Origin of the sequence: Variovorax sp. J31P207 (assembly GCF_030316965.1) — a bacterium.
GTDB classification, from domain to species: domain Bacteria; phylum Pseudomonadota; class Gammaproteobacteria; order Burkholderiales; family Burkholderiaceae_C; genus Variovorax; species Variovorax ginsengisoli_B.
Map to the genome: position 1 here is coordinate 547140 of NZ_JASZYN010000003.1, position 19085 is coordinate 566224.

General features: G+C 69.1%; 20 protein-coding genes. 10 read left to right on the plus strand and 10 right to left on the minus strand.

The features are described 5' to 3' along the window. Nucleotides 1-71: 71 nt before the first annotated feature. Nucleotides 72-1211: an extracellular catalytic domain type 1 short-chain-length polyhydroxyalkanoate depolymerase gene (locus tag QTI68_RS13905; protein ID WP_286522091.1), complete on the minus strand. Its 1140-nt coding sequence runs from the start codon at nucleotides 1209-1211 to the stop codon at nucleotides 72-74. 35 nt (nucleotides 1212-1246) lie between these two features. Next, nucleotides 1247-1672, minus strand: coding sequence for a ribbon-helix-helix domain-containing protein (locus QTI68_RS13910; protein WP_286522092.1), 426 nt, complete (start codon nucleotides 1670-1672; stop codon nucleotides 1247-1249). A gap of 78 nt (nucleotides 1673-1750) precedes the next feature. On the opposite strand from QTI68_RS13910, the gene QTI68_RS13915 reads away from it, so the two are divergent. Beyond that, nucleotides 1751-2203, plus strand: coding sequence for a rhodanese-like domain-containing protein (locus tag QTI68_RS13915; RefSeq protein ID WP_286522093.1), 453 nt, complete (start codon nucleotides 1751-1753; stop codon nucleotides 2201-2203). 36 nt (nucleotides 2204-2239) lie between these two features. On the opposite strand, the gene lysM is transcribed toward QTI68_RS13915, so the two are convergent. Continuing rightward, nucleotides 2240-2701 (minus strand): peptidoglycan-binding protein LysM, encoded by a 462-nt coding sequence (gene lysM, locus QTI68_RS13920; protein WP_286522094.1) that lies wholly within the window; start codon nucleotides 2699-2701, stop codon nucleotides 2240-2242. Nucleotides 2702-2824: 123 nt separating this feature from the next. Between lysM and QTI68_RS13925 the strand changes: the two genes are divergently transcribed. Beyond that, complete coding sequence (locus QTI68_RS13925) at nucleotides 2825-3598, plus strand: type III pantothenate kinase (RefSeq protein ID WP_286522095.1); 774 nt, start codon at nucleotides 2825-2827, stop codon at nucleotides 3596-3598. Nucleotides 3599-3691: 93 nt separating this feature from the next. Here the strand turns inward: QTI68_RS13925 and QTI68_RS13930 are convergent, their stop codons facing one another. After that, nucleotides 3692-4915 (minus strand): DUF445 domain-containing protein, encoded by a 1224-nt coding sequence (locus tag QTI68_RS13930; protein ID WP_286522096.1) that lies wholly within the window; start codon nucleotides 4913-4915, stop codon nucleotides 3692-3694. 13 nt (nucleotides 4916-4928) lie between these two features. After that, nucleotides 4929-6137, minus strand: a complete 1209-nt coding sequence (argE, locus tag QTI68_RS13935) for an acetylornithine deacetylase (protein ID WP_286522097.1) — start codon at nucleotides 6135-6137, stop codon at nucleotides 4929-4931. 101 nt (nucleotides 6138-6238) lie between these two features. Between argE and QTI68_RS13940 the strand changes: the two genes are divergently transcribed. From QTI68_RS13940 to QTI68_RS13950, 3 genes are read left to right on the plus strand one after another with little or no spacing between them, the layout of a single operon-like run. After that, nucleotides 6239-7441, plus strand: coding sequence for a glycerophosphodiester phosphodiesterase (locus QTI68_RS13940; RefSeq protein ID WP_286522098.1), 1203 nt, complete (start codon nucleotides 6239-6241; stop codon nucleotides 7439-7441). 54 nt (nucleotides 7442-7495) lie between these two features. After that, nucleotides 7496-8710, plus strand: a complete 1215-nt coding sequence (locus QTI68_RS13945; RefSeq protein ID WP_286522099.1) for a M20 aminoacylase family protein — start codon at nucleotides 7496-7498, stop codon at nucleotides 8708-8710. Further along, the gene (locus QTI68_RS13950; protein WP_286522100.1) at nucleotides 8707-9801 is read left to right on the plus strand and encodes a M14 family metallopeptidase; all 1095 of its coding nucleotides are present in this window, start codon (nucleotides 8707-8709) and stop codon (nucleotides 9799-9801) included. Before QTI68_RS13945 ends, QTI68_RS13950 begins: the two co-directional genes overlap by 4 nt. Here the strand turns inward: QTI68_RS13950 and QTI68_RS13955 are convergent. Continuing rightward, nucleotides 9798-10922 (minus strand): ABC transporter substrate-binding protein, encoded by a 1125-nt coding sequence (locus tag QTI68_RS13955; RefSeq protein WP_286522102.1) that lies wholly within the window; start codon nucleotides 10920-10922, stop codon nucleotides 9798-9800. The two genes, QTI68_RS13950 and QTI68_RS13955, sit on opposite strands and share 4 nt — an antisense overlap. A 73-nt stretch (nucleotides 10923-10995) precedes the next feature. Between QTI68_RS13955 and QTI68_RS13960 the strand changes: the two genes are divergently transcribed. From QTI68_RS13960 to QTI68_RS13970, 3 genes are read left to right on the plus strand one after another with little or no spacing between them, the layout of a single operon-like run. Next, nucleotides 10996-13062, plus strand: coding sequence for a molybdopterin-containing oxidoreductase family protein (locus QTI68_RS13960; RefSeq protein WP_286522103.1), 2067 nt, complete (start codon nucleotides 10996-10998; stop codon nucleotides 13060-13062). 10 nt (nucleotides 13063-13072) lie between these two features. After that, nucleotides 13073-14215 carry an aminopeptidase gene (locus QTI68_RS13965; RefSeq protein ID WP_286522105.1) on the plus strand — a complete coding sequence of 381 codons (1143 nt, stop codon included), beginning with the start codon at nucleotides 13073-13075 and terminating at the stop codon, nucleotides 14213-14215. Further along, nucleotides 14208-14510 carry a polyhydroxyalkanoic acid system family protein gene (locus QTI68_RS13970; protein ID WP_286522106.1) on the plus strand — a complete coding sequence of 101 codons (303 nt, stop codon included), beginning with the start codon at nucleotides 14208-14210 and terminating at the stop codon, nucleotides 14508-14510. The genes QTI68_RS13965 and QTI68_RS13970 overlap by 8 nt, the downstream gene beginning before the upstream one ends. Nucleotides 14511-14522: 12 nt before the next feature. On the opposite strand, the gene QTI68_RS13975 is transcribed toward QTI68_RS13970, so the two are convergent. The 4 genes from QTI68_RS13975 to QTI68_RS13990 all read right to left on the minus strand — a co-directional run bounded on the left by QTI68_RS13975 (nucleotide 14523) and on the right by QTI68_RS13990 (nucleotide 16946). Further along, on the minus strand, nucleotides 14523-14777 hold the full coding sequence (locus QTI68_RS13975; RefSeq protein WP_286522108.1) for an acyl-CoA-binding protein: 255 nt from the start codon (nucleotides 14775-14777) through the stop codon (nucleotides 14523-14525). Between the two features lie 62 nt (nucleotides 14778-14839). Further along, nucleotides 14840-15670, minus strand: coding sequence for a tetratricopeptide repeat protein (locus QTI68_RS13980; protein WP_286522110.1), 831 nt, complete (start codon nucleotides 15668-15670; stop codon nucleotides 14840-14842). Nucleotides 15671-15685: 15 nt separating this feature from the next. After that, a complete protein-coding gene (locus QTI68_RS13985; RefSeq protein ID WP_286522113.1) occupies nucleotides 15686-16360 on the minus strand; it encodes a TetR/AcrR family transcriptional regulator in 675 nt (224 codons plus the stop codon). A 115-nt stretch (nucleotides 16361-16475) separates the two neighbouring features. Continuing rightward, the gene (locus QTI68_RS13990) at nucleotides 16476-16946 is read right to left on the minus strand and encodes a phasin family protein (RefSeq protein ID WP_286522115.1); all 471 of its coding nucleotides are present in this window, start codon (nucleotides 16944-16946) and stop codon (nucleotides 16476-16478) included. A gap of 159 nt (nucleotides 16947-17105) precedes the next feature. Here QTI68_RS13990 and rfbB point away from each other — a divergent pair, with 159 nt between their 5' ends. Both rfbB and rfbD read left to right on the plus strand, forming a co-directional pair. Next, nucleotides 17106-18185, plus strand: a complete 1080-nt coding sequence (rfbB, locus tag QTI68_RS13995) for a dTDP-glucose 4,6-dehydratase (protein WP_286522117.1) — start codon at nucleotides 17106-17108, stop codon at nucleotides 18183-18185. Then, nucleotides 18182-19072 (plus strand): dTDP-4-dehydrorhamnose reductase, encoded by an 891-nt coding sequence (gene rfbD, locus QTI68_RS14000; RefSeq protein WP_286522119.1) that lies wholly within the window; start codon nucleotides 18182-18184, stop codon nucleotides 19070-19072. Before rfbB ends, rfbD begins: the two co-directional genes overlap by 4 nt. Nucleotides 19073-19085: the final 13 nt, after the last annotated feature.

The window sequence follows — 19085 nt, forward strand, 5'->3', positions numbered from 1 at the left end:
AAATATTTGGCCCTTGAAGGCAACCGCGTGTAAGACGAGCCTGCGCGCCGCTGCAGGGCGAGCGCGCCTTCTCAGGGCGTGGCGGCGGCCGTCACATTCCGGTGGCTCAGGAAGAAGCGCAGCATCTCTGCGCTCGCATCCGGACCGGAAGGGTCGGTGTACGAGCCGCGCGCGCTGCCCCCCGACCAGGCGTGGCCGGCGCCATGCAGCAGCCACTGCTCGACCGCCGCCCGGCCGTGCGCGTCCACATGCACGCGGCGGGTGTAGGCGCGGCCCTGCGCCGATCGGCCGTCCGACGCCTGCACCTGGGTGGCGGCGCCGTCCTGGGCCGCCAGTGCGGCCTGGGCCACCGCCTCGCCGTTGCGGGCGTGGACGGTGCCGTCGGCATCGCCGTGGAAGACGATGGTGGGCACGCCCGGGCCGCCCGTCATGTGCGAGGCGGCCGCGGAGGGGCCGCTCTTCATCGCGGCCATGGCCGACATCAGGTCGCTGGCCGCACCGCTGGGCAGCCCCGAGTGCACGCCGACCGCCGCGAAGAGGTCCGGGTAGCTGCGTCCCAGGATGTCGGCCATCGCACCGCCGGCCGACAGGCCGGCGACGTAGATGCGCTCGGGGTCCACGTCGTGGGCGTCGATCACCGACTGGGTCAGCGCCGCCAGCAGGGCCGGCTCGCCGCGCCCGCGCTGCTGGTGCTGCGACTTGAACCAGTTCCAGCATTTCGAGGCGTTGGCATGCTGGGTCTGCGCCGGGTACAGCACCAGGAAGCCGTTCTCGCGCGCCAGCTGGTTCATCCGGGTGCCGGCGGCGAAGTCGTCGGGGTTCTGGGTGCAGCCGTGCAGCATCACGACCAGCGGGCGAGGGCCCACGGCCTGGGTTCCGGGCACGAAGAGCTTGTAGGCGATGGGCCGGTGCTGGTGGGCGAACAGGCCGTCGCTCCACTGCTCGACGCCGGCTTCCCGCGCCGTTGGCGGCGGCGCTGGCGGTGTTTCGGGCGCGGGCGCGGTTGCGGGCTCGACGAAGCGCGCCTCGACATCGATGACCCGGGCTTCGTCGTTCGCCGCCGGGGTGGCGGTGGTCCGGTCGGTGGCGCGGGTGCCTGCATCGGCGACGCCGCCCAGGGCGCGCTGGATCGCCCGGGTCGCCTCCTGCAGCTGGCCGACCTGGGTCAGTCGGGTGGCCTTGCGCATCAGTCGTTCGAGCAGGGGATTCATGGGGGAGCCTTGGAGAGAAGAAAGCAGGAAAGGCATCAACGCAGACGATCGGCCAGTGCGGCCTTGACCGCTGGGCTCGCATGCAGGGCGCCGAGCACCGTGACGGACCCGATGGTCTCGAGCGCCAGCTCGGGCGTGACGTCGGCCGAGATCGTGGCCAGTCCGAGCACGCGGATCTCGAGCTTCTCGCCGGCGCGGCGCACGGCCTCGAGGTCGGCGGCGCTGAACTGCTGCAGCCCGAGCACCAGCATCTTGCGGGCGACCACCTGCTTCAGCGCCTCGCCGTGGGCGCTCAGCTGGTTGCGGATCGCGGTGCGGATGAAATCGGTGCGGTTCGAATAGAAGCCCTCGGCCACCAGCAGGTCGACCTGGCCGAGGTCGACGTAGCCGAGGTTGATGGTGATCTTCTCGGCCTCGGGCAATTTGGGCCGGGTGGCCGGAAGAGGGGTCTGAACTTGCATGGCGCCATCCTACCACCATCCAGATGGATGGTGTTGGGATGGTAAAACCATGTTCTCGATTTGGTGAAGAATCCGGGTATGACTGATTCCGACCGCTCTTCCCCCACCGTCGCCGCCGGCCGCGACGACATCCGCCCGGCCGCCGGCTATGCAGGCGACGTGACCCCCGAACTGGCCGCGCAATGGGTCGCCCGCGGCGAAGCCGTGCTGGTCGACGTGCGCAGCGACGCTGAGCGCGAATGGGTCGGCTACGTGCCGGGCGGGGTGGGACTGGCGTGGAAGCAGTGGCCGGGCATGGCGCTCAATCCCGGCTTCGACGAAGGCGTGAGGGCGGCCGTGCCGGCGGGCCTCAAGGCGGTGATGCTGTGCCGCAGCGGTGTGCGCTCGGTGGCGGCCGCCAGGCGCGCCACCGAACTCGGCATCGAGTCCTACAACATCCTCGAAGGCTTCGAAGGCAATCCCGACGAGGAAGGCCACCGCGGCCGCCAGGGTGGCTGGCGTTTTCGCGGCCTGCCCTGGAAACAAAGCTGAGGCCGCACCGGTCGGGCCGGCGCGGCCCTTGCGAACTCAGAGCTTCGGGATCCGCAGCTTCTGGCCCGGATAGATCTTGTCCGGGTGGCTCAGCATCGGCTTGTTGGCCTCGAAGATCGCGTTGTACTTGTTGGCGTCGCCGTAGTACTTCTTGGAAATCGCCGACAGCGTGTCGCCGCGAACCACGTCGTGGTACTGCGCCGGGTCGGCAGCGGGCGCGACGAGGTTGTTGTCGACCTGCGTGACGTTGGCCACGTTGCCGGCGGCGAGCGAGGCCTTCTCGCTGGCTTCCTGCGAGGGCGCATTGCCCGCCAGCGTCACGACCCCGCTGGTGGCGACATAGGTGACCGCCAGGTCGGTCAGGCCCAGGTTCTGGGTCTCGATATAGGTCTTGATGGCCGTGGCGGCGGCCGCATCCTTGTCCGGCTCGGCTGCGTGCGCGGACGAACCGCCGAACAGCTTTTCCCCAGCCTCCTTGATGAAACTCAGCAAACCCATGGTTTTCTCCTTCTTGCTAGGTGGATCGGACGGGCCACTTTAACGGCGGAAGATGGCGCTTTCGCGTAGGCCGCGGTCGCAATGTGCAAGCGGCCGTAAGCACAACTCGCAATAATGCCGCGCATGGCATTCCTCGCGATCGACATCGGCAACACCCGCCTCAAGTGGTCCCTCTACGATGCGGCGCGGCCCGGCGCCGTGCCGATCGCGCATGGGGCCGAGTTCCTCGACCACATCGAGCGGCTGGCCGAGGGCCCGTGGGCCGACCTGCCGCCGCCCGATTCGATGCTCGGCTGCGTGGTCGCCGGCGATGCGGTGCGGCGCCGGGCCGAGGAGCAGCTGGTGGAGCGCTTCGAGTGCTCGCCGCGCTGGGTCGTGTCGAGCCAGGCCGAGGCCGGCATCGTCAATGGCTACGATCACCCGACCCGGCTGGGTGCCGACCGCTGGGTGGCCATGATCGGCGCGCGCCACCGGATGATGACGCAGGGCGCGCCGCGGCCGATGGTGGTCGTGATGATCGGCACCGCGGTGACGGTCGAGGCGGTGGACGTGCACGGCAAGTTTCTCGGCGGCCTGATCCTGCCCGGCCACGGCATCATGCTGCGCGCGCTCGAGTCTGGCACTGCCGGGCTGCATGTGCCGACCGGCGAGGTGCGCGAGTTCCCGACCAACACCAGCGACGCCCTGACCAGCGGCGGCACCTACGCGATCGCCGGCGCGGTGGAGCGCATGGTGCAGCACGTGCGGGCCCATTGCGGCGCCGAGCCGGCCTGCTACATGACCGGCGGCGCGGGCTGGAAGATGGCGCCGAGCATGAACGGCGATTTCGAGCTGGTCGACAGTCTGATCATGGACGGGCTGTTGGTCATCGCGCAGGAGCGGATGCTGGCGGGGTGACTGTGGCCCCCACGCTCCCTCACTTCGTGTGGTCGCTGCCCCCCGAGGGGGCCGCAGGCCGCCTTGGGGCGGCCCGGCGCCGGCCTGAACCGCTCAGCCCTTCCATAGCTGCGTGGCGGTGTGGATCAAGAGCCCGACGAGGCCACCGACCAGCGTGCCGTTGACCCGGATGAACTGCAGGTCGCGGCCGATGTTGCGCTCGAGCTCAACGGTCATCTCGTCGGCGTTCCACTCGGCCACGCGCTCCACGATGTAGCGCCGGATGTCCTCGCGGTAGCGCTCGATCGCCCGCGGCGCGGCGTCCACGATCTGCTCGTTGATCCAGTGCCGCATCGCCTCGTCGGCCGAGAGCCGGGCACCGAGGGCGCCGATCATCGCGACCAGCCGCTGCCGGATGCTCGAGTCGCTCTTCGCGAGGTCGTCATGCAGCCAGGCGAGCAGTTCGCTCCACAGCCCGTGCAGGTAGTCGCCGAGTGCAGGATGGGCCTGCAGATCGGCCCGGAGCGCCTCGCCGCGGCGCTGGAAGTCGGGGTCGGTCTTGAGCCGTTCGACGAAGCCGGTCATGTAGGCATCGAAGCGCAGCCGCAGCGGATGCGCCGGCTCGGCCGCCATCTCGCCCAGGGTATGGACCGCCGCGGCCACGATCTTGCGCGTCGCCAGCCGGGCCGCCATCTGGTCCAGCCCGACATAGCGCAAGGTCTTGATCTCGCGCGCGATCGCCTCGGTGATGCGCTCCTGCATCTCCTCGCCCTCGACCACGGCCGTGACCTGGCGCAGGACGTCGTCGAGCAGCGCGTGATGGCGTCCGCCCGCGGTCAGCGCATCGAGCGCCTGGCCGGCCAGCCGGGCCAGGTCGACCTGCGCCAGGCCGGCCGCGGCCATCCGGCCGAGGAAGTCGCGCACCCTGGTGTCGTCGAAGGCCGTCAGGCCGTAGCGCACCGCCGCCACCAGGTGGCCGCCGAGCTTGTCGGCGCTCTCGGGCCGCGAGAGCCAGTCCGCCAGGCGGGCGGCCGGATCGAGCTGCGCCAGCTTGGCCAGCACCTGCGGCGTGCTCAGGAAGTTGTTGCAGATGAAGCCGGCGAGCCGGGCCCCGATGCGGTCCTTGTTGGCCGGGATGATCGCGGTGTGCGGGATCGGCAGGCCGAGCGGATGGCGGAACAGCGCCACCACCGCGAACCAGTCGGCGATGGCACCGACCATCGCCGCCTCGGCGAAGGCCGCCACGTAGCCCCAGGCCGGATGGCGGGCCTCCAGCGCCGTCGCCAGCGCATAGAGCAGCGCGGCAGCGCCCAGCAGGGCCAGCGCGATGCGTTTCATGCCGTGGGCCGGGTCAGCGGATCTCCTTGGCCGCGGCCAGCCCCTGCAGGAACTGCTCGCAGCGCGCCAGCTGCTCCAGCGTGACGTACTCGTCGGGCTGGTGCGCCTGGGTGATGCTGCCGGGGCCGCAGACCACGGTCGGGATGCCGGCGTTCTTGAACAGGCCGGCCTCGGTGCCGAAGGCCACCAGCGTGGTGCGCGACTCCTTCGCGAGGCGCTGCGCGAGCCGGGTCACAGGCTCGTCGGCGGAGCTCAGGAAGCTCGGGATCTCGCAGATGGTCTCGAAGCTGAAGCCGGCATCGGGCGCGACCTTCTTCATCGCCACCTCGGTCCGGCTGGCGTAGTCCGCGACCTCCTTCTGCATCCGCGCCGCGTCGGCGGTCGGCAGGTTGCGGAACTCGTAGCGGAACTCGGCGTCGCGCGGCACCACGTTGTCGGCGATGCCGCCGTGGAACTGGCCCACGCTGGCGGTGCTGAAGGGGACGTCGAAACCCTCGTAGCGCCGCTCGTCGCGCTCGAAGCCCTCGGCCATGTCGCGCAGCTTTCCGACCACCCGCGCCGCCATCTCGATCGCATTGACCGACTGCGGCGTCAGCGACGAATGCGCCTCCTTGCCGCGCACGCAGCACTTGTAGCGGTAGACGCCCTTGTGCGCGATCGCCGGGATCATCAGCGTGGGCTCGCCGATGATGCAGGCCAGCGGCTTGATGCCCTGGTCCTTCATGTCGGCGATCAGCTCCCGGACGCCGAAGCAGCCGACTTCCTCGTCGTAGCTGAAGGCGAAGTGGACCGCGAACGGCGAGTCGCTCTCGATGAAGCGCTCGGCATTGGCCAGGGCGATCGCGATGAAGCTCTTCATGTCGGCGGCGCCGCGGCCGTAGAGGCGCGGCTCGACCCGTGCCGATTCGGCATCGGCGTCGTCCGTCGGCCAGTCCTGCACGATCGCCGACAGCGGGTCGACGCTCCAGTCCTGCCCGTCCCAGGGCACGGTGTCGGTGTGGCCGGAGACGATCACGCCGGCCTTCTTGCCGGCGCCTAGCGTGGCGAACAGGTTGGCCTTGGTCTTGTCGGCGTTGTAGGTGAGCCGGCTGCGCACGCCGAGGCCGGCCAGGTGGTCGCGCGCGAAGTCGATCAGCTCGAGGTTGCTGTTGGCGCTGACGGTGTTCATGCGCACCAGCGTCTGCGCGAGTTCGAGGCTGCGGGGGGAGAGCACGTGTGACATGCGGGCCATTGTCCGGGAAGTTGGCGCCATGGTGCCGCGGCCGCCGAAGTGTCATGGCCGTGCGGTAGGCTGGAGCGTTAAATCCTTCCCGGAGACCCGACATGATGCCAAGCAAGACCCCGTTCGCCGTCGCCTCCCTGGCTGCGGCACTCTGCCTCGCAGGCTGCGGCGCGCCGGGGGGCGGTGCCACCGCCCGCCTGCCTACGCTGGACGGCCAGCCGCCCCTGGTCGTCGCGCACCGGGGCGCCTCGGGCTACCTGCCGGAGGAGACGCTGGAGGCCTACGCCCGCGCCATCGACCTGGGCGCCGACTACATCGAGATGGACCTGGTGTCGACCCGCGACGGGGTGCTGATCACCCGCCACGATCCCAACCTGGCGATCAGCACCGACGTCGCCAGCCGGCCCGAATTCGCGGCCCGCAAGAAGACGATCCAGGTCGACGGCGAGACCCAGACCGGCTGGTTCAGCAACGATTTCACCTTGGCCGAGATCCAGCGGCTGGGCGCCATCTCGACCGATGCCGAGCGGCCGCAGCAGTTCAACGGCCAGTACAAGGTGCCGACCTTCCAGCAGGTGATCGACCTCGCCAAGGCCAAGTCGCGCGAGACCGGCCGCACCATCGGCATCTACCCCGAGACCAAGAATCCGACCTACTTCCGCGACCTCGGGCTGCCGCTGGAGGACAAGCTGATCGCGATGCTCGAGGCCGCCGGCTGGAACAGCCGTGGCGCCCCGGTCTTCGTGCAGTCCTTCGAGCCCGGCAGCCTCAAGTACATGAAGGGCAAGGGCCTGAAGACGAAGACGGTGCAGTTGATCGACGGCGACGGCATCGACTTGAAGACCGGTGCCATGACCTACGCGGTGCCGGTCGATCGCCCCTACGAATGGACCAAGAGCGGCGACCGCCGCAACTTCGACGTCATGGTGACGCCGGCCGGCCTGGCCGAGATCAAGACCTATGCCGACGGCATCGGGCCGTGGAAGCGCTACATCGTCAGCACCAAGGGCACGATCGGCGCCGACGGCAAGCCCGTCGACGTCAACCGCGACGGCAAGATCAACGACGCCGACGCGGTGTCGACCGCGCCGACCACGCTGGTCGCCGACGCCCACAAGGCCGGGCTGTTCGTGCACCCGTTCACCTTCCGCAACGAGTCGCGGCGGCTGGCCAGCGACTACAAGGGCGATCCGGCGAACGAATACCTCGTCTTCTACCGGCTCGGCGTGGACGGCGTCTTCACCGATTTCACCGACACCGCGCTGGCGGCGCGCGGCGCCTGGGTGAAGGACATGGGGCGCTGAGGCGAAGGGGCACGATCTTTGCGGGCGCTCCCCGCAAAGCCTAGACTCTTGCCCATGAAACTCATCGATTCCCTCGTCACCCAGGCGGCCGGCATCGCCGCGGTCCGACGCGACCTGCATGCCCATCCCGAACTCTGCTTCGAAGAAGTGCGCACCGCCGACGTGGTGGCGGCCAAGCTGACCGAGTGGGGGATTCCGATCCACCGCGGGCTCGGCACCACCGGGGTGGTCGGCATCGTCAAGAACGGCACCAGCGAGCGCGCCGTCGGCCTGCGCGCCGACATGGACGCGCTGCCGGTGACCGAACTCAACACCTTCGAGCACGCCAGCCAGCACCACGGCAAGATGCACGCCTGCGGCCACGACGGCCACACCGCGATGCTGCTGGCGGCGGCGCAGCACCTGGCGAATCACCGCAACTTCGACGGCACGGTCTACCTGATCTTCCAGCCGGCCGAGGAGGGCGGCGGCGGCGCCCGCGAGATGATCAAGGAGGGGCTGTTCGAGCAGTTTCCGATGGAGGCGGTGTTCGGCATGCACAACTGGCCTGGCATGAAGGCCGGCCAGTTCGCGGTCAGCCCCGGGCCGGCCATGGCCTCGAGCAACGAGTTCACGGTCAGGATCACGGGCAAGGGCGGCCATGCTGCGCTGCCGCACACCGGCATCGATCCGGTGCCGGTGGCCTGCGAGATGGTGCAGGCCTTCCAGACCATCATCACGCGCAACAAGAAGCCGACCGATCCCGGCGTGATCTCGGTCACGATGATCCACGGCGGCGAGGCCAGCAACGTGATCCCCGACAGCTGCGAGATCAAGGGCACGGTGCGCACCTTCTCGCTCGAAGTGCTGGACCTGATCGAGTCGCGCATGAAGACCGTGGCCGAACATGTCTGCGCGGCCCACGAGGCCGAGTGCGACTTCCGCTTCCACCGCAACTACCCGCCGACCATCAACTCGGCCGCCGAGGCCAACTTCGCGCGCCGCGTGATGGCCGGCATCGTCGGCGCCGACAACGTGCTGGTGCAGGAGCCCGCCATGACCGCCGAAGACTTCGCCTTCATGCTGCTGGCCAAGCCGGGCGCCTATGCCTTCATCGGCAACGGCGACGGCAGCCATCGCGCCATGCACCACGGCGGCGGACCGTGCCTGCTGCACAACGCGAGCTACGACTTCAACGACGACCTGATCCCGCTCGGCGCCACCTGCTGGGTGCAACTGGCCGAACAGTTCCTCAACGGCCCGAAGCTGGCGGAAGGGGGCGCGGCATGATCGGCATCGCAGAAGCCTTCTCCGCGCGCTATGCGCAGGCCCGCCAGAAGTTCCTGCAGGGCTGCGACAGCGCCGGCCTCGCGGTGCGCTCGCATGTCCACCCGCTGAAGGGACGCGACGGCGAAGAGCTCGCGATGGACGTCGCGCTCGACGGCGATCCGCAGGCCGAGCGCATGCTGATCGTCACCAGCGCCTGCCATGGCGTCGAGGGCCACTGCGGCAGCGGCGTGCAGGTGTTCGCCCTGCATGACGCCGAGTGGCGCGAGAAGGCCAGGGCGCAGGGCGTGGCCGTGCTGTACGTGCATGCGCTCAACCCGCACGGCTTCTCGCACGGCCGCCGCGTGACCAACGAGAACTGCGACCTGAACCGCAACTTCTTCGATTTCGCCAAGCCGCTGCCGGTCAACAAGGACTATGCGGAAATCCACGCGCTGCTGCTGCCCGGGCAATGGCCGCCGACCGCGGCCAACGAGGCCGCCCTCGGCGCCTGGATCGAAAAGAGCGGTCCCACCGCCTACCAGGCGGCCGTGACGCGCGGCCAGTACCAGTTCGACGACGGCCTGTTCTTCGGTGGCAAGGCGCCGACCTGGAGCAACGACACGCTGCGCAAGGTTCTGCGCACGCAGGTGCAGGCGGCGCGCCGGCTGGCCTGGATCGACCTCCACACGGGGCTGGGCCCGAACGGCCTCGGCGAACGGATCTTTTCCTGCCGCGACGACAAGGCCGCCTATGCGCGCGCCAACGCGTGGTGGGGCACGCCGGCGGCGCCGGTGACATCGATCTACGACGGCTCCTCGACCTCGGCCTTCCTGACCGGCCTGATGTGGAGCTCGATCTACGAAGAATGCCCCGAGGCCGAGTACACCGGCATCGCCCTCGAATACGGCACGGTGCCGGTGATGCAGGTGGTGGGCGCGCTCAGGGCCGACCACTGGCTGCACAAGCACCCCGAAGCGCCGCCCGAACTGGCCGCCTCGATCCGGGCCCAGATGCTCGAAGCCTTCTACACCGACACCGACGGCTGGCGCGGCCAGATCATCAGCCAGGCCAGGCAGGCGATGTTCCAGGCGGTGGATGGGCTCGCGAGCTAAGTCCTGATTCGCCCGTCGCCGGTGATCATGGACAGTTCGACGAACCTCGACGCCACGTGGTTGCGCGGCGAGAACGAGACCTCGAAGCCGCCGAACTGCTGCCGGTCGATGCTCTCGAGCCCGGCGATCAGGCCCTCGCGCGTCACCTTGCCGGGCGCCCGGCGCAGCCCCTCGACCAGCACCTTGGCAGCGATGTAGCCTTCCAGGCTCGAGAAGTTGGCCTTGGTGGCGCCGCCGCTCTTGCGCTGGGCGTCGTTGAACTCGCGCGTGATGGCGTTCGCCGCGTTGTAGGGCGAGGGCACGACCTGCGTCACGACCACCCCGGCGCCGTCCTTGCCGAGCTCGTCCGACAGCGCCTGCGTGCCGACGAAGGACACGTTGAAGAAGGTGCCGCCGTAGCCCGCCTTGCGGGCCTCGCGAATGAAGGCCGCGCATGACTTGTAGGCGCTGACCTGGACCACGGCGTCGGGCTTCGCGGCGGCGATGGTCTTCACCGCGGCGGCGACATCCACCGAGTTGCGCTCGACGGTGGCGAGCGCGGTCGGCTTCAGGTCGAGCTGGGCCAGCGCCAGGGTCACGCCGTCGAGCCCGGCCTTGCCATAGGCGTCGTTCTGGTAGAAGACCGCGATCTTCTTGAGGCCCAGGTGGGTGAGCTGCTTGACGATCAGCGCGGTCTCGTCGTTGTACGAGGCGCGCAGGTGGAAGACGTTCTTGTGGAAAGGCTCGCGCAACGCCATCGCGCCGGTGAAGGGGGCGATGAACGGCACCTTCGCGTTGACCGCCAGCGGCAGCGCCGCCAGGCTGGTCGGCGTGCCGATGTAGCCGAACAGCGCGAAGGCCTCTTCGTCGATCAGCTTCTTGGTGTTGGCCGCGCAGCGGTCGGGCTCGTAGCCGTCGTCCAGGAACTTGATCTGCACGTCGCGATGGCCCGGCTGCGCGTTGTACTGGTCGAGGTACAGCTTGGCGCCTTCGTAGAACTGGATGCCCAGCTGCGCGGCCGGCCCGGTGAAGGGGGCGGACTGGCCGAGGATGATCGGCGTCTCGCTTTGCGCCCGCGCCAGCTGGAAGCCGGCCAGCGCCGCGGCGCCGGTGGCGATCGAAAAGTGTCTGCGGCTGATCATCGTGAATACCCCTTTGCGCGTGTTCGCATCGTTCAAACTAGACTTGCGGGTTGGTCTTCGCTCCGGTCGAACAATGACTTCCCCCACCCTCTCGAATTCAGTGACCCAGGTGCTCGGCGCCTGCCCGCACGACTGCCCCGACACCTGCGCCCTCGTGACCACCGTGCAGGACGGCGTCGCCGTCAAGCTGCAAGGCAATCCCGACCATCGGCACACCGCCGGCGTGCTCTGCACCAAGGTCTCGCGCTACATCGAGCGCAACGACCATCCCGAGCGCCTGGTCCAGCCGATGAAGCGCGCCGGCCCCAAGGGCAGCGGCCACTTCGAGCCGGTGAGCTGGGACGCGGCGCTCGACGACATCGCTTCCCGCCTGAATGTGTTGAAAGGTAACAATCCCGAGGGGATTGTCCCCTACAGTTACGCCGGAACGATGGGTCTTGTGCAGGGCGAGTCGATGGATCGTCGTTTTTTCCACAAGCTCGGGGCGTCGCTGCTGGACCGCACGATCTGCTCGACCGCTGGTGGTGAAGCCTTAAGTTTTACTTTGGGTGGCAAGGTGGGCATGCGGGTCGAGTTCTTCGCCGAAGCCCGCCTGATCCTGATCTGGGGCAGCAACTCGATCGCCAGCAACCTGCATTTCTGGCGCCATGCGCAGGCCGCGAAACGGGCCGGCGCACGGCTGGTGTGCATCGATCCGCGCAAGACCGAGACCGCCGACAAGTGCGACGAGCACGTGGCGCTGCTGCCGGGCACCGACGCGGCGCTGGCGCTGGCGCTCATGCACGAGCTGATCGTGAACGACTGGCTCGATCATGACTACATCCAGCGCCACACCATCGGCTGGGACAAGCTGCGCGCGCGTGCGCTCCAGTGGCCGCCGGCCCGCGCCGCCGCGGTCTGCGGCGTGCCGGAGGCACAGATCGTGGCGCTGGCGCGCGCCTACGGCACCACCCGGCCGGCCGCGATCCGGCTCAACTACGGCATGCAGCGGGTGCGCGGCGGCGGCAATGCGGCGCGCGCCGTGGCCTGCCTCCCGGCGCTGGTCGGCGCCTGGCGCGAGCGGGCTGGCGGGCTGCTGCTGAGCAGCTCCGGCCAGTACCCCGTGAACCGGGCGGCCCTGCAGCGGCCCGACCTGCTGGCGGGGCGCCGGCCGCGGACCATCAACATGAGCACCATCGGCGACGCGCTGACCGACACGGCGAACCCGGTCGAGGCGCTGATCGTCTACAACAGCAACCCGGTCGCGGTCGCGCCCGACTCGGGCAAGGTGGTGGCCGGCTTCGCGCGCGAAGATCTCTTCACGGTGGTGCTGGAGCAGTTCCAGACCGACACCGCCGACTACGCCGACTACCTGCTGCCCGCCACCACGCAGCTCGAGCATTGGGACATCCACACCAGCTACGGCCACACCGACGTGCTGCTGAACCAGCCGGCCGTCGCGCCGCGCGGCCAGGCCCGCAGCAATACCTGGGTGTTCCGCGAACTGGCGCGGCGGATGGGCTTCGACGAGCCGTGTTTCTCCGACGACGACGAGGCCGTCTGCCGCAGCGCCTTCGCGCCCGAGGTGGTCGACTTCGGGGCGTTGCAGGCGCGCGGCTTCGCGACGCTGAAGCTGCCGGACGCGCCCTTTGCCGAAGGCAATTTCCCGACCGCTTCCGGGCGCTGCGAGTTCTTCAGCGAAGCGCTGGCGGCAATGGGCCAGGACGGGCTGCCCGACCACCTGCCCAACCACGAGGCCTTCGGCAGCTCGACCGAGTTCCCGCTGGCGATGATCTCGCCGCCGGCGCGCAACTTCCTCAACTCGAGCTTCGTCAACGTGCGCAGCCTGCGCGCGATCGAGGGCGAGCCGCTGCTCGAGATCCACGCCGCCGACGCGGCCGCGCGCGGCATCGCCGACGGCGCCACGGTGCGCATCTTCAACCAGCGCGGCGAGCACCGCTGCCGCGCCGAGATCTCGCGCCGCGCCCGGCCCGGCGTGGTGCATGGCCTTGGCATCTGGTGGCGCAAGCTCGGGCTCGACGGCACCAATGTCAACCAGCTCACCAGCCAGCGGCTGACCGACATCGGGCGCGGGCCCACCTTCTACGACTGCCTGGTCGAGGTCGAAGCCGTCGCGGTCCCCGAGCCGGCCGCGTCATGAAGGTGACCCGGTGAGGCCAGGCAGGCGCGGCGCGGCAGCGCTGGCGGTGCTCGCCGCGTCGGCGCTGCTGGCGGGCTGCGCCGACCTCGGCTACTACTGGCAGTCGGCCAGCGGGCACCTGGGCCTGATGCGCGCCGCCCGGCCGGTGCCCGAGTGGCTCGACGATCCGGCCACGTCGGAGGCGCTCAAGACCAAGCTGGCGCTGACGCAGCGCATCCGCCAGTTTGCGGTGGCCGAACTCGGTCTGCCCGACAACGACAGCTACAAGTCCTATGCCGACCTGCACCGCAACGCGGCACTGTGGAACGTGGTCGCCGCACCGCCGCACGCGCTGACCCTGAAGACCTGGTGCTTCCCGGTGGCGGGCTGCGTCGGCTACCGCGGCTACTACGACGAGGCCGCCGCCAATGCCGAGGCCGCCGCCCAGCAGTCGCAGGGCCTGGAGACCGCCGTCTACCCGGTGCCGGCGTACTCGACCCTGGGCTGGATGAACTGGGCCGGCGGCGATCCGCTGCTGTCCACCTTCATCGGCTATCCGGAAGGCGAGCTGGCCCGGCTGGTGTTCCACGAACTCGCGCACCAGGTGCTGTACGTGCCCGACGACACCATGTTCAACGAGTCCTTCGCGACCGCGGTGGAACGCATCGGCGGCGCCCGATGGCTGCGCACGCATGCGAGCGAGGCGGCGCGTCTCGACTACGCGCAGTTCGACGGCCGCCGCCAGCAGTTCCGCGCGCTCACGGCCGAGACGCGGCGGGCGCTGGAGGCGGTCTACGGCTCGCCCGCGGCCAAGGCGCAGGACTGGCCGGCGGTCGACGCCATGAAGGCCGACGCGATGGCCGATTTCCGGCAACGCTTCGCGAAGCTGCGCGAAGGCTGGACCGGCCCGCGGCAGGGCGTCTACGACGGCTGGGTGGCGCGGGCCAACAACGCGATGTTCGGCGCCCAGGCCGCCTACGACGAGCTGGTGCCGGGCTTCGAGGCCCTGTTCGAGCGCGAAGGCGAAGACTGGCCGCGCTTTTACGCGGCGGTCAAGCGGCTGGCCGAAATGCCCAAGGCCGAGCGCCGGCAGGCGCTGCGGACCGAGGCCGCGCCAGCGACGGCGGGCGCCCCGACAAATCAACGACAACAGCAAGGAGGCCGAGGTGGCTGACATCGTGATCGAACGCGCCCACCAACTCGGCCTGGCCGGTGCCCGGGAGGTCTCGCGCCGGTGGATGCGCAAGGCCGAGGAGGCGTACGGCCTGGAGTGCCGCTATGTCGAAGGCGCGGATGGCGACCAGGCGGAGTTCACCCGCGACGGCGTCGATGGCCGGGTCGAGGTCGGCGCCGACCGCCTCCGGCTCGAGGCCACGCTGGGTTTCCTGTTCGCGGCCTTCAGCGGTCAGATCGAGCAGCGGCTCGCAAGCAGTCTCGACGAATTGCTGGCCGGCGCGGCACCGGCCTGAGCCGGGCGCCGTTCAGCGCAGCGACTCGATCAGGTCGACGTACTGCTGCTTCGCCTCGTCGGCGCTCAGTCCCTTGCGTGCGGTCCAGGCGTCCCACTTGGCGCGCGCCACGATGTCGCTGAAGCTGGGTTTTTTCTCGGCGTTGTCGCCGGCCGTCGCCTGCTTGAACAGGCCGTAGATCTTCAGCAGGGTGGGGTTGTCCGGGCGCTCGGCGAGCAGCTTGGAGTTGGCTTGGGCGGATTCGAACAGGGCGTTCAGGTCGGACATGAAAGATGGATGCAAGATGAGGAACGAAGCGCGATCTTAAGTGACGGCGCCGTTGAGATAGATCAATCGATCAATCCGGCCCGCGCCAGCTCGACATCGAGCCGCTCTCGCGCGTCGGCCGGTTCGAGGTGGGCCGCCTTCTCGTAGAGCCGGGTGGCCTCGGGCATGCGCGAATCGCCGTGCAGCATCAGCAGGCCGCGGGCGTATTCGACCAGCGCGCTGGCCGAGTGGGGGTTGAGCTGGAGCCCGCGCTCGAACAGCGAGACGGCGGCGTCGGTGCGCACGCCGTAGGTCATGCGGCCCACCAGCGAGCCGACCTTGTCGATCACCTCGGCGTGAAAGGCCGCCAGCGCCACATGGGCGTCGGCGTGCTGCGGCCGCAGCTCGATCAGGTGTTCGAGCGCGCCTTTGACTTTGGTCCCGAGGCCCTGCGCCAGGGCCCGCGCCACGCTGATGCCCTGGCTGTAGCGCCCCAGCGCGTAGGCCTGCCAGTACAGGGCCTGGCAATCGTCCGGATCCGACGCGAGCTGCGCGGTGGCGCGCTCGGCCACCTGCTTGAACAGCGCCTGCCGCACGGATTCGCGCGGCTCGAGGTAGTTGGCGTAGATCGCCGTCGCCTGGTTGGCGAGCGCCAGGCCTTCGGGCGCGTGCGCCAGCCCGAGCGCGGCGGCGCGTTCGAAATCCCCGCTGTGATAGAGCGCCCAGCCCTCGGCGAGCGGACCCTGCGGCGGCGTCGGCAGGCCCTGACCGACATGCAGCCGGGGCCAGTGCTGGTGCAGGTCGGCGGCGTTGAAGCGAGGCCCGTCGCGGTAGGGCAGCCGGGTCCATTGCCCCACCGTGTCGGGTTCCCGGGACGAAAGCAGCGAAAGCGGGTCAGGTGGGTGAGGATTCATTCGCTCTATGAGGTGTCAGGCCATCGCGGATTGATCTTCGCCAGCATAAGCGCTGCTGAGGGCCAGCAGGTGGCGGCGTTGCTCGGTGGCGAGATAGGGCGCCAGCAGGTGCAGGGTATGGTGGGCCCCGCGCATCAGCGCCCCCTGGGCGTGCGCCGGCTCCAGGGCCTCGCGCGGGTTGCGCACGTATTCGTAGCTGAGCCAGTAGGTCAGCACCACCACCATGCTCTGCGCCAGGGTGTCGACCTCCCGCGCATCGATGTCGAGGTGGCCGGCGCGGCCCAGGCCGGCGATCAGGGCCCGGATGGCACGGGTCTTGTTCTTGAGCACCAGCTGGAACTGGGTCTCGAGATGGCGGTTCTTGCTGAGCAGGTCGTTCAGGTCGCGGTAGAGGAAGCGGTAGCGCCAGATCAGCTCGAACAGGCTGTGCATGAAGAACCAGGCGTCTTCGACGTCGTGCACGCCGTCGCTGGCATGCAGCAGTTCGAGCAGCTCGGTTTCGTAGCCCTCGTAGAGCCGGTTGATCAGCTCGTCCTTGGCGGGGTAGTGATAGTAGAGATTGCCGGGGCTGATGTTGAGCTCGCCGGCGACCAGGGTGGTGGAGACGTTCGGTTCCCCGAAGCGGTTGAACAGGTCAAGTGCGGCTTCGAGGATGCGTTGCGCAGTGCGGCGTGGCGCTTTTTTGGCCATGTCGTAGCCCCGTTTGTCTCGTGGGGAGCACTCTAGCGCAAGTCCGCGAAAGCAGGGGAGGCGGCGCGCCGGCGGGCGAGCGCCGCGCGGGCGCTCAGGGTCCGGTCAGGGCGCTTCAGCCGGCGCCGCCCGGCTTGTGCCGCTGCGAAGGCTTGGCCGGCTCCGAGGTCTTGCGCGCGGCGGTCTTGCGGGGCGCGGCGGCGCTGGCCTGGCGCTTGAGCTGCGCCTCGAGCGCCTCGACCCGGGCTCGCAGGCCCGCGACTTCGTCGGCCGACGGCATGCCGAGCTTTTCGAGGGCGCGGGCGACCCGTTCTTCGAAGATGTTCTCGAGCTTGCCCCACCCGCCCGCGGCCTTGGTGCCGAACTCGCTGGCGAAGCCGGCCATCCGGGCCTGCGCCTGGGCCAGGGTTTCTTCGGCGGCCTGCTGGGTCTTCTTCTGCACGCCGGCCCCATCCTTGACCAGGGCTTCGAAGGCCTTGCTGCCTTCCTGCTGCATCTTGGCGAAGGCACCCAGGCCCGCGAGCCAGATCTGCTGGGCGGAGTCCTTGATGCGGTCGGCGGGTTTGTCGTCGTCGGAGGTCGGCATGGGTCTTCCTTGGGATGGTCAGCCACTCTAGCGCGGCGGCCGGGGGTCGGTGTAGAGCTAAGGTTCTAGCTGCAAAATGAAACATCCGCGGATGGGATAATCGCCGGTTCGAGCGCCGCCAGGCGACCATTTGACATTCGACAATAACGAGGGACCCCCATGATCCTGGTAACCGGGGGCGCCGGCTTCATCGGCGCCAATTTCGTTCTCGACTGGGCTGCGCAACAGGGCGAGGCCGTGGTCAACCTGGACAAGCTGACCTACGCGGGCAATCTCGAGACCCTGGCGTCGCTCGACGGCAATCCGAAGCACGTCTTCGTGCAGGGCGACATCGGCGACAGCGCCTTGCTCGACCGGCTGCTGGCCGAGCACAAGCCGCGCGCGATCGTCAACTTCGCGGCCGAGTCCCACGTCGACCGGTCGATCCACGGCCCCGAGGACTTCGTGCAGACCAACGTGCTCGGCACCTTCCGACTGCTGGAGTCGGTGCGGGGCTACTGGAGCGCGCTGCCGGCCGACCAGAAGGCCGCCTTCCGCTTCCTGCACGTATCGACCGACGAGGTCTACGGCTCGTTGTCTGCCACCGACCCGGCCTTCACCGAAGAGAACAAGTACGAGCCCAACAGCCCGTACTCGGCCAGCAAGGCGGCCAGCGACCATCTGGTGCGGGCCTGGCACCACACCTACGGCCTGCCGGTGCTGACGACCAACTGCTCGAACAACTACGGCCCCTTCCACTTCCCCGAGAAGCTGATTCCGCTGATGATCGTCAACGCGCTGGCCGGCAAGCCGCTGCCCGTGTATGGCGACGGCATGCAGGTGCGCGACTGGCTCTACGTGAAGGACCACTGCAGCGCGATCCGCCGCGTGCTCGAAGCCGGCCGGTTGGGCGAGACCTACAACGTCGGCGGCTGGAACGAGAAGCCCAACATCGAGATCGTCAACACCGTGTGCGCGCTGCTCGACGAGCTGCGTCCGCGGGCCGACGGCAAGAGCTACCGCGAGCAGATCAGCTACGTCACCGACCGCCCGGGCCACGACCGCCGCTACGCGATCGATGCGCGCAAGCTCGAACGCGAGCTGGGCTGGAAGCCGGCCGAGACCTTCGACACCGGGATCCGCAAGACCGTCGAGTGGTATCTCGCCAACGGCGAATGGGTGGCCAACGTGCAGAGCGGTGCCTACCGCGAATGGGTGCAGAAGCAGTACGAGGCTGCGCCCGCCAAGGCGGCGGCATGAAGCTGCTGCTGCTCGGCAAGGGCGGGCAGGTGGGCTGGGAGCTGCAGCGCAGCCTGGCTCCCTTGGGCGAGGTGGTGGCGCTCGATTTCGACAGCACCGACTTCCATGCCGATTTCAGCCGCCCGGAACAGCTGGCCGAAACGGTGCTGAAGGTGCGGCCCGACGTGGTCGTCAATTCGGCGGCGCACACCGCGGTCGACAAGGCCGAGAGCGAGCCGGAGTTCGCGCGCAAGCTGAATGCGACCTCGCCGGGCGTGGTGGCACAGGCGGCGCAGGAAATCGGCGCCCTGATGGTGCACTACTCGACCGACTACGTATTCGATGGCAGCGGCAACAAGCCCTGGCTCGAGGACGACCTCACGGCGCCGCTCAGCGTCTATGGCAGCACCAAGCTCGAAGGCGAGCTGCTGGTCGCGCGGCATTGCGCGCGGCACCTGATCTTTCGCACCAGCTGGGTCTATGCGGCGCGCGGCGGCAACTTCGCCAAGACGATGCTGCGGCTGGCGAAGGAGCGTGACCGGTTGACCGTGATCGACGACCAGTTCGGTGCGCCGACCGGGGCGGAACTGCTGGCCGACGTGACGGCCCATGCCATCCGCGCGACCGTTGCCGACCCGGGCAAGGCGGGGCTGTATCACCTCGTGGCGGGCGGCGAGACCACCTGGCATGGCTATGCCCGCTTCGTGCTGGCACAGGCCCAGGCGGCAGGGGTCGCGCTCAAGGCTTCGCCCGACGCGGTCGATGCGGTGCCGACCAGTGCGTTCCCCACGCCCGCGGTTCGCCCACACAATTCCCGGCTGAATACTGACAAGCTGCAGGCGACTTTTGGCCTAAAGCTGCCGCACTGGCAGGCCGGCGTCGCGCGCATGCTGGCCGAAACCCTCTGATTCGAGACGACAA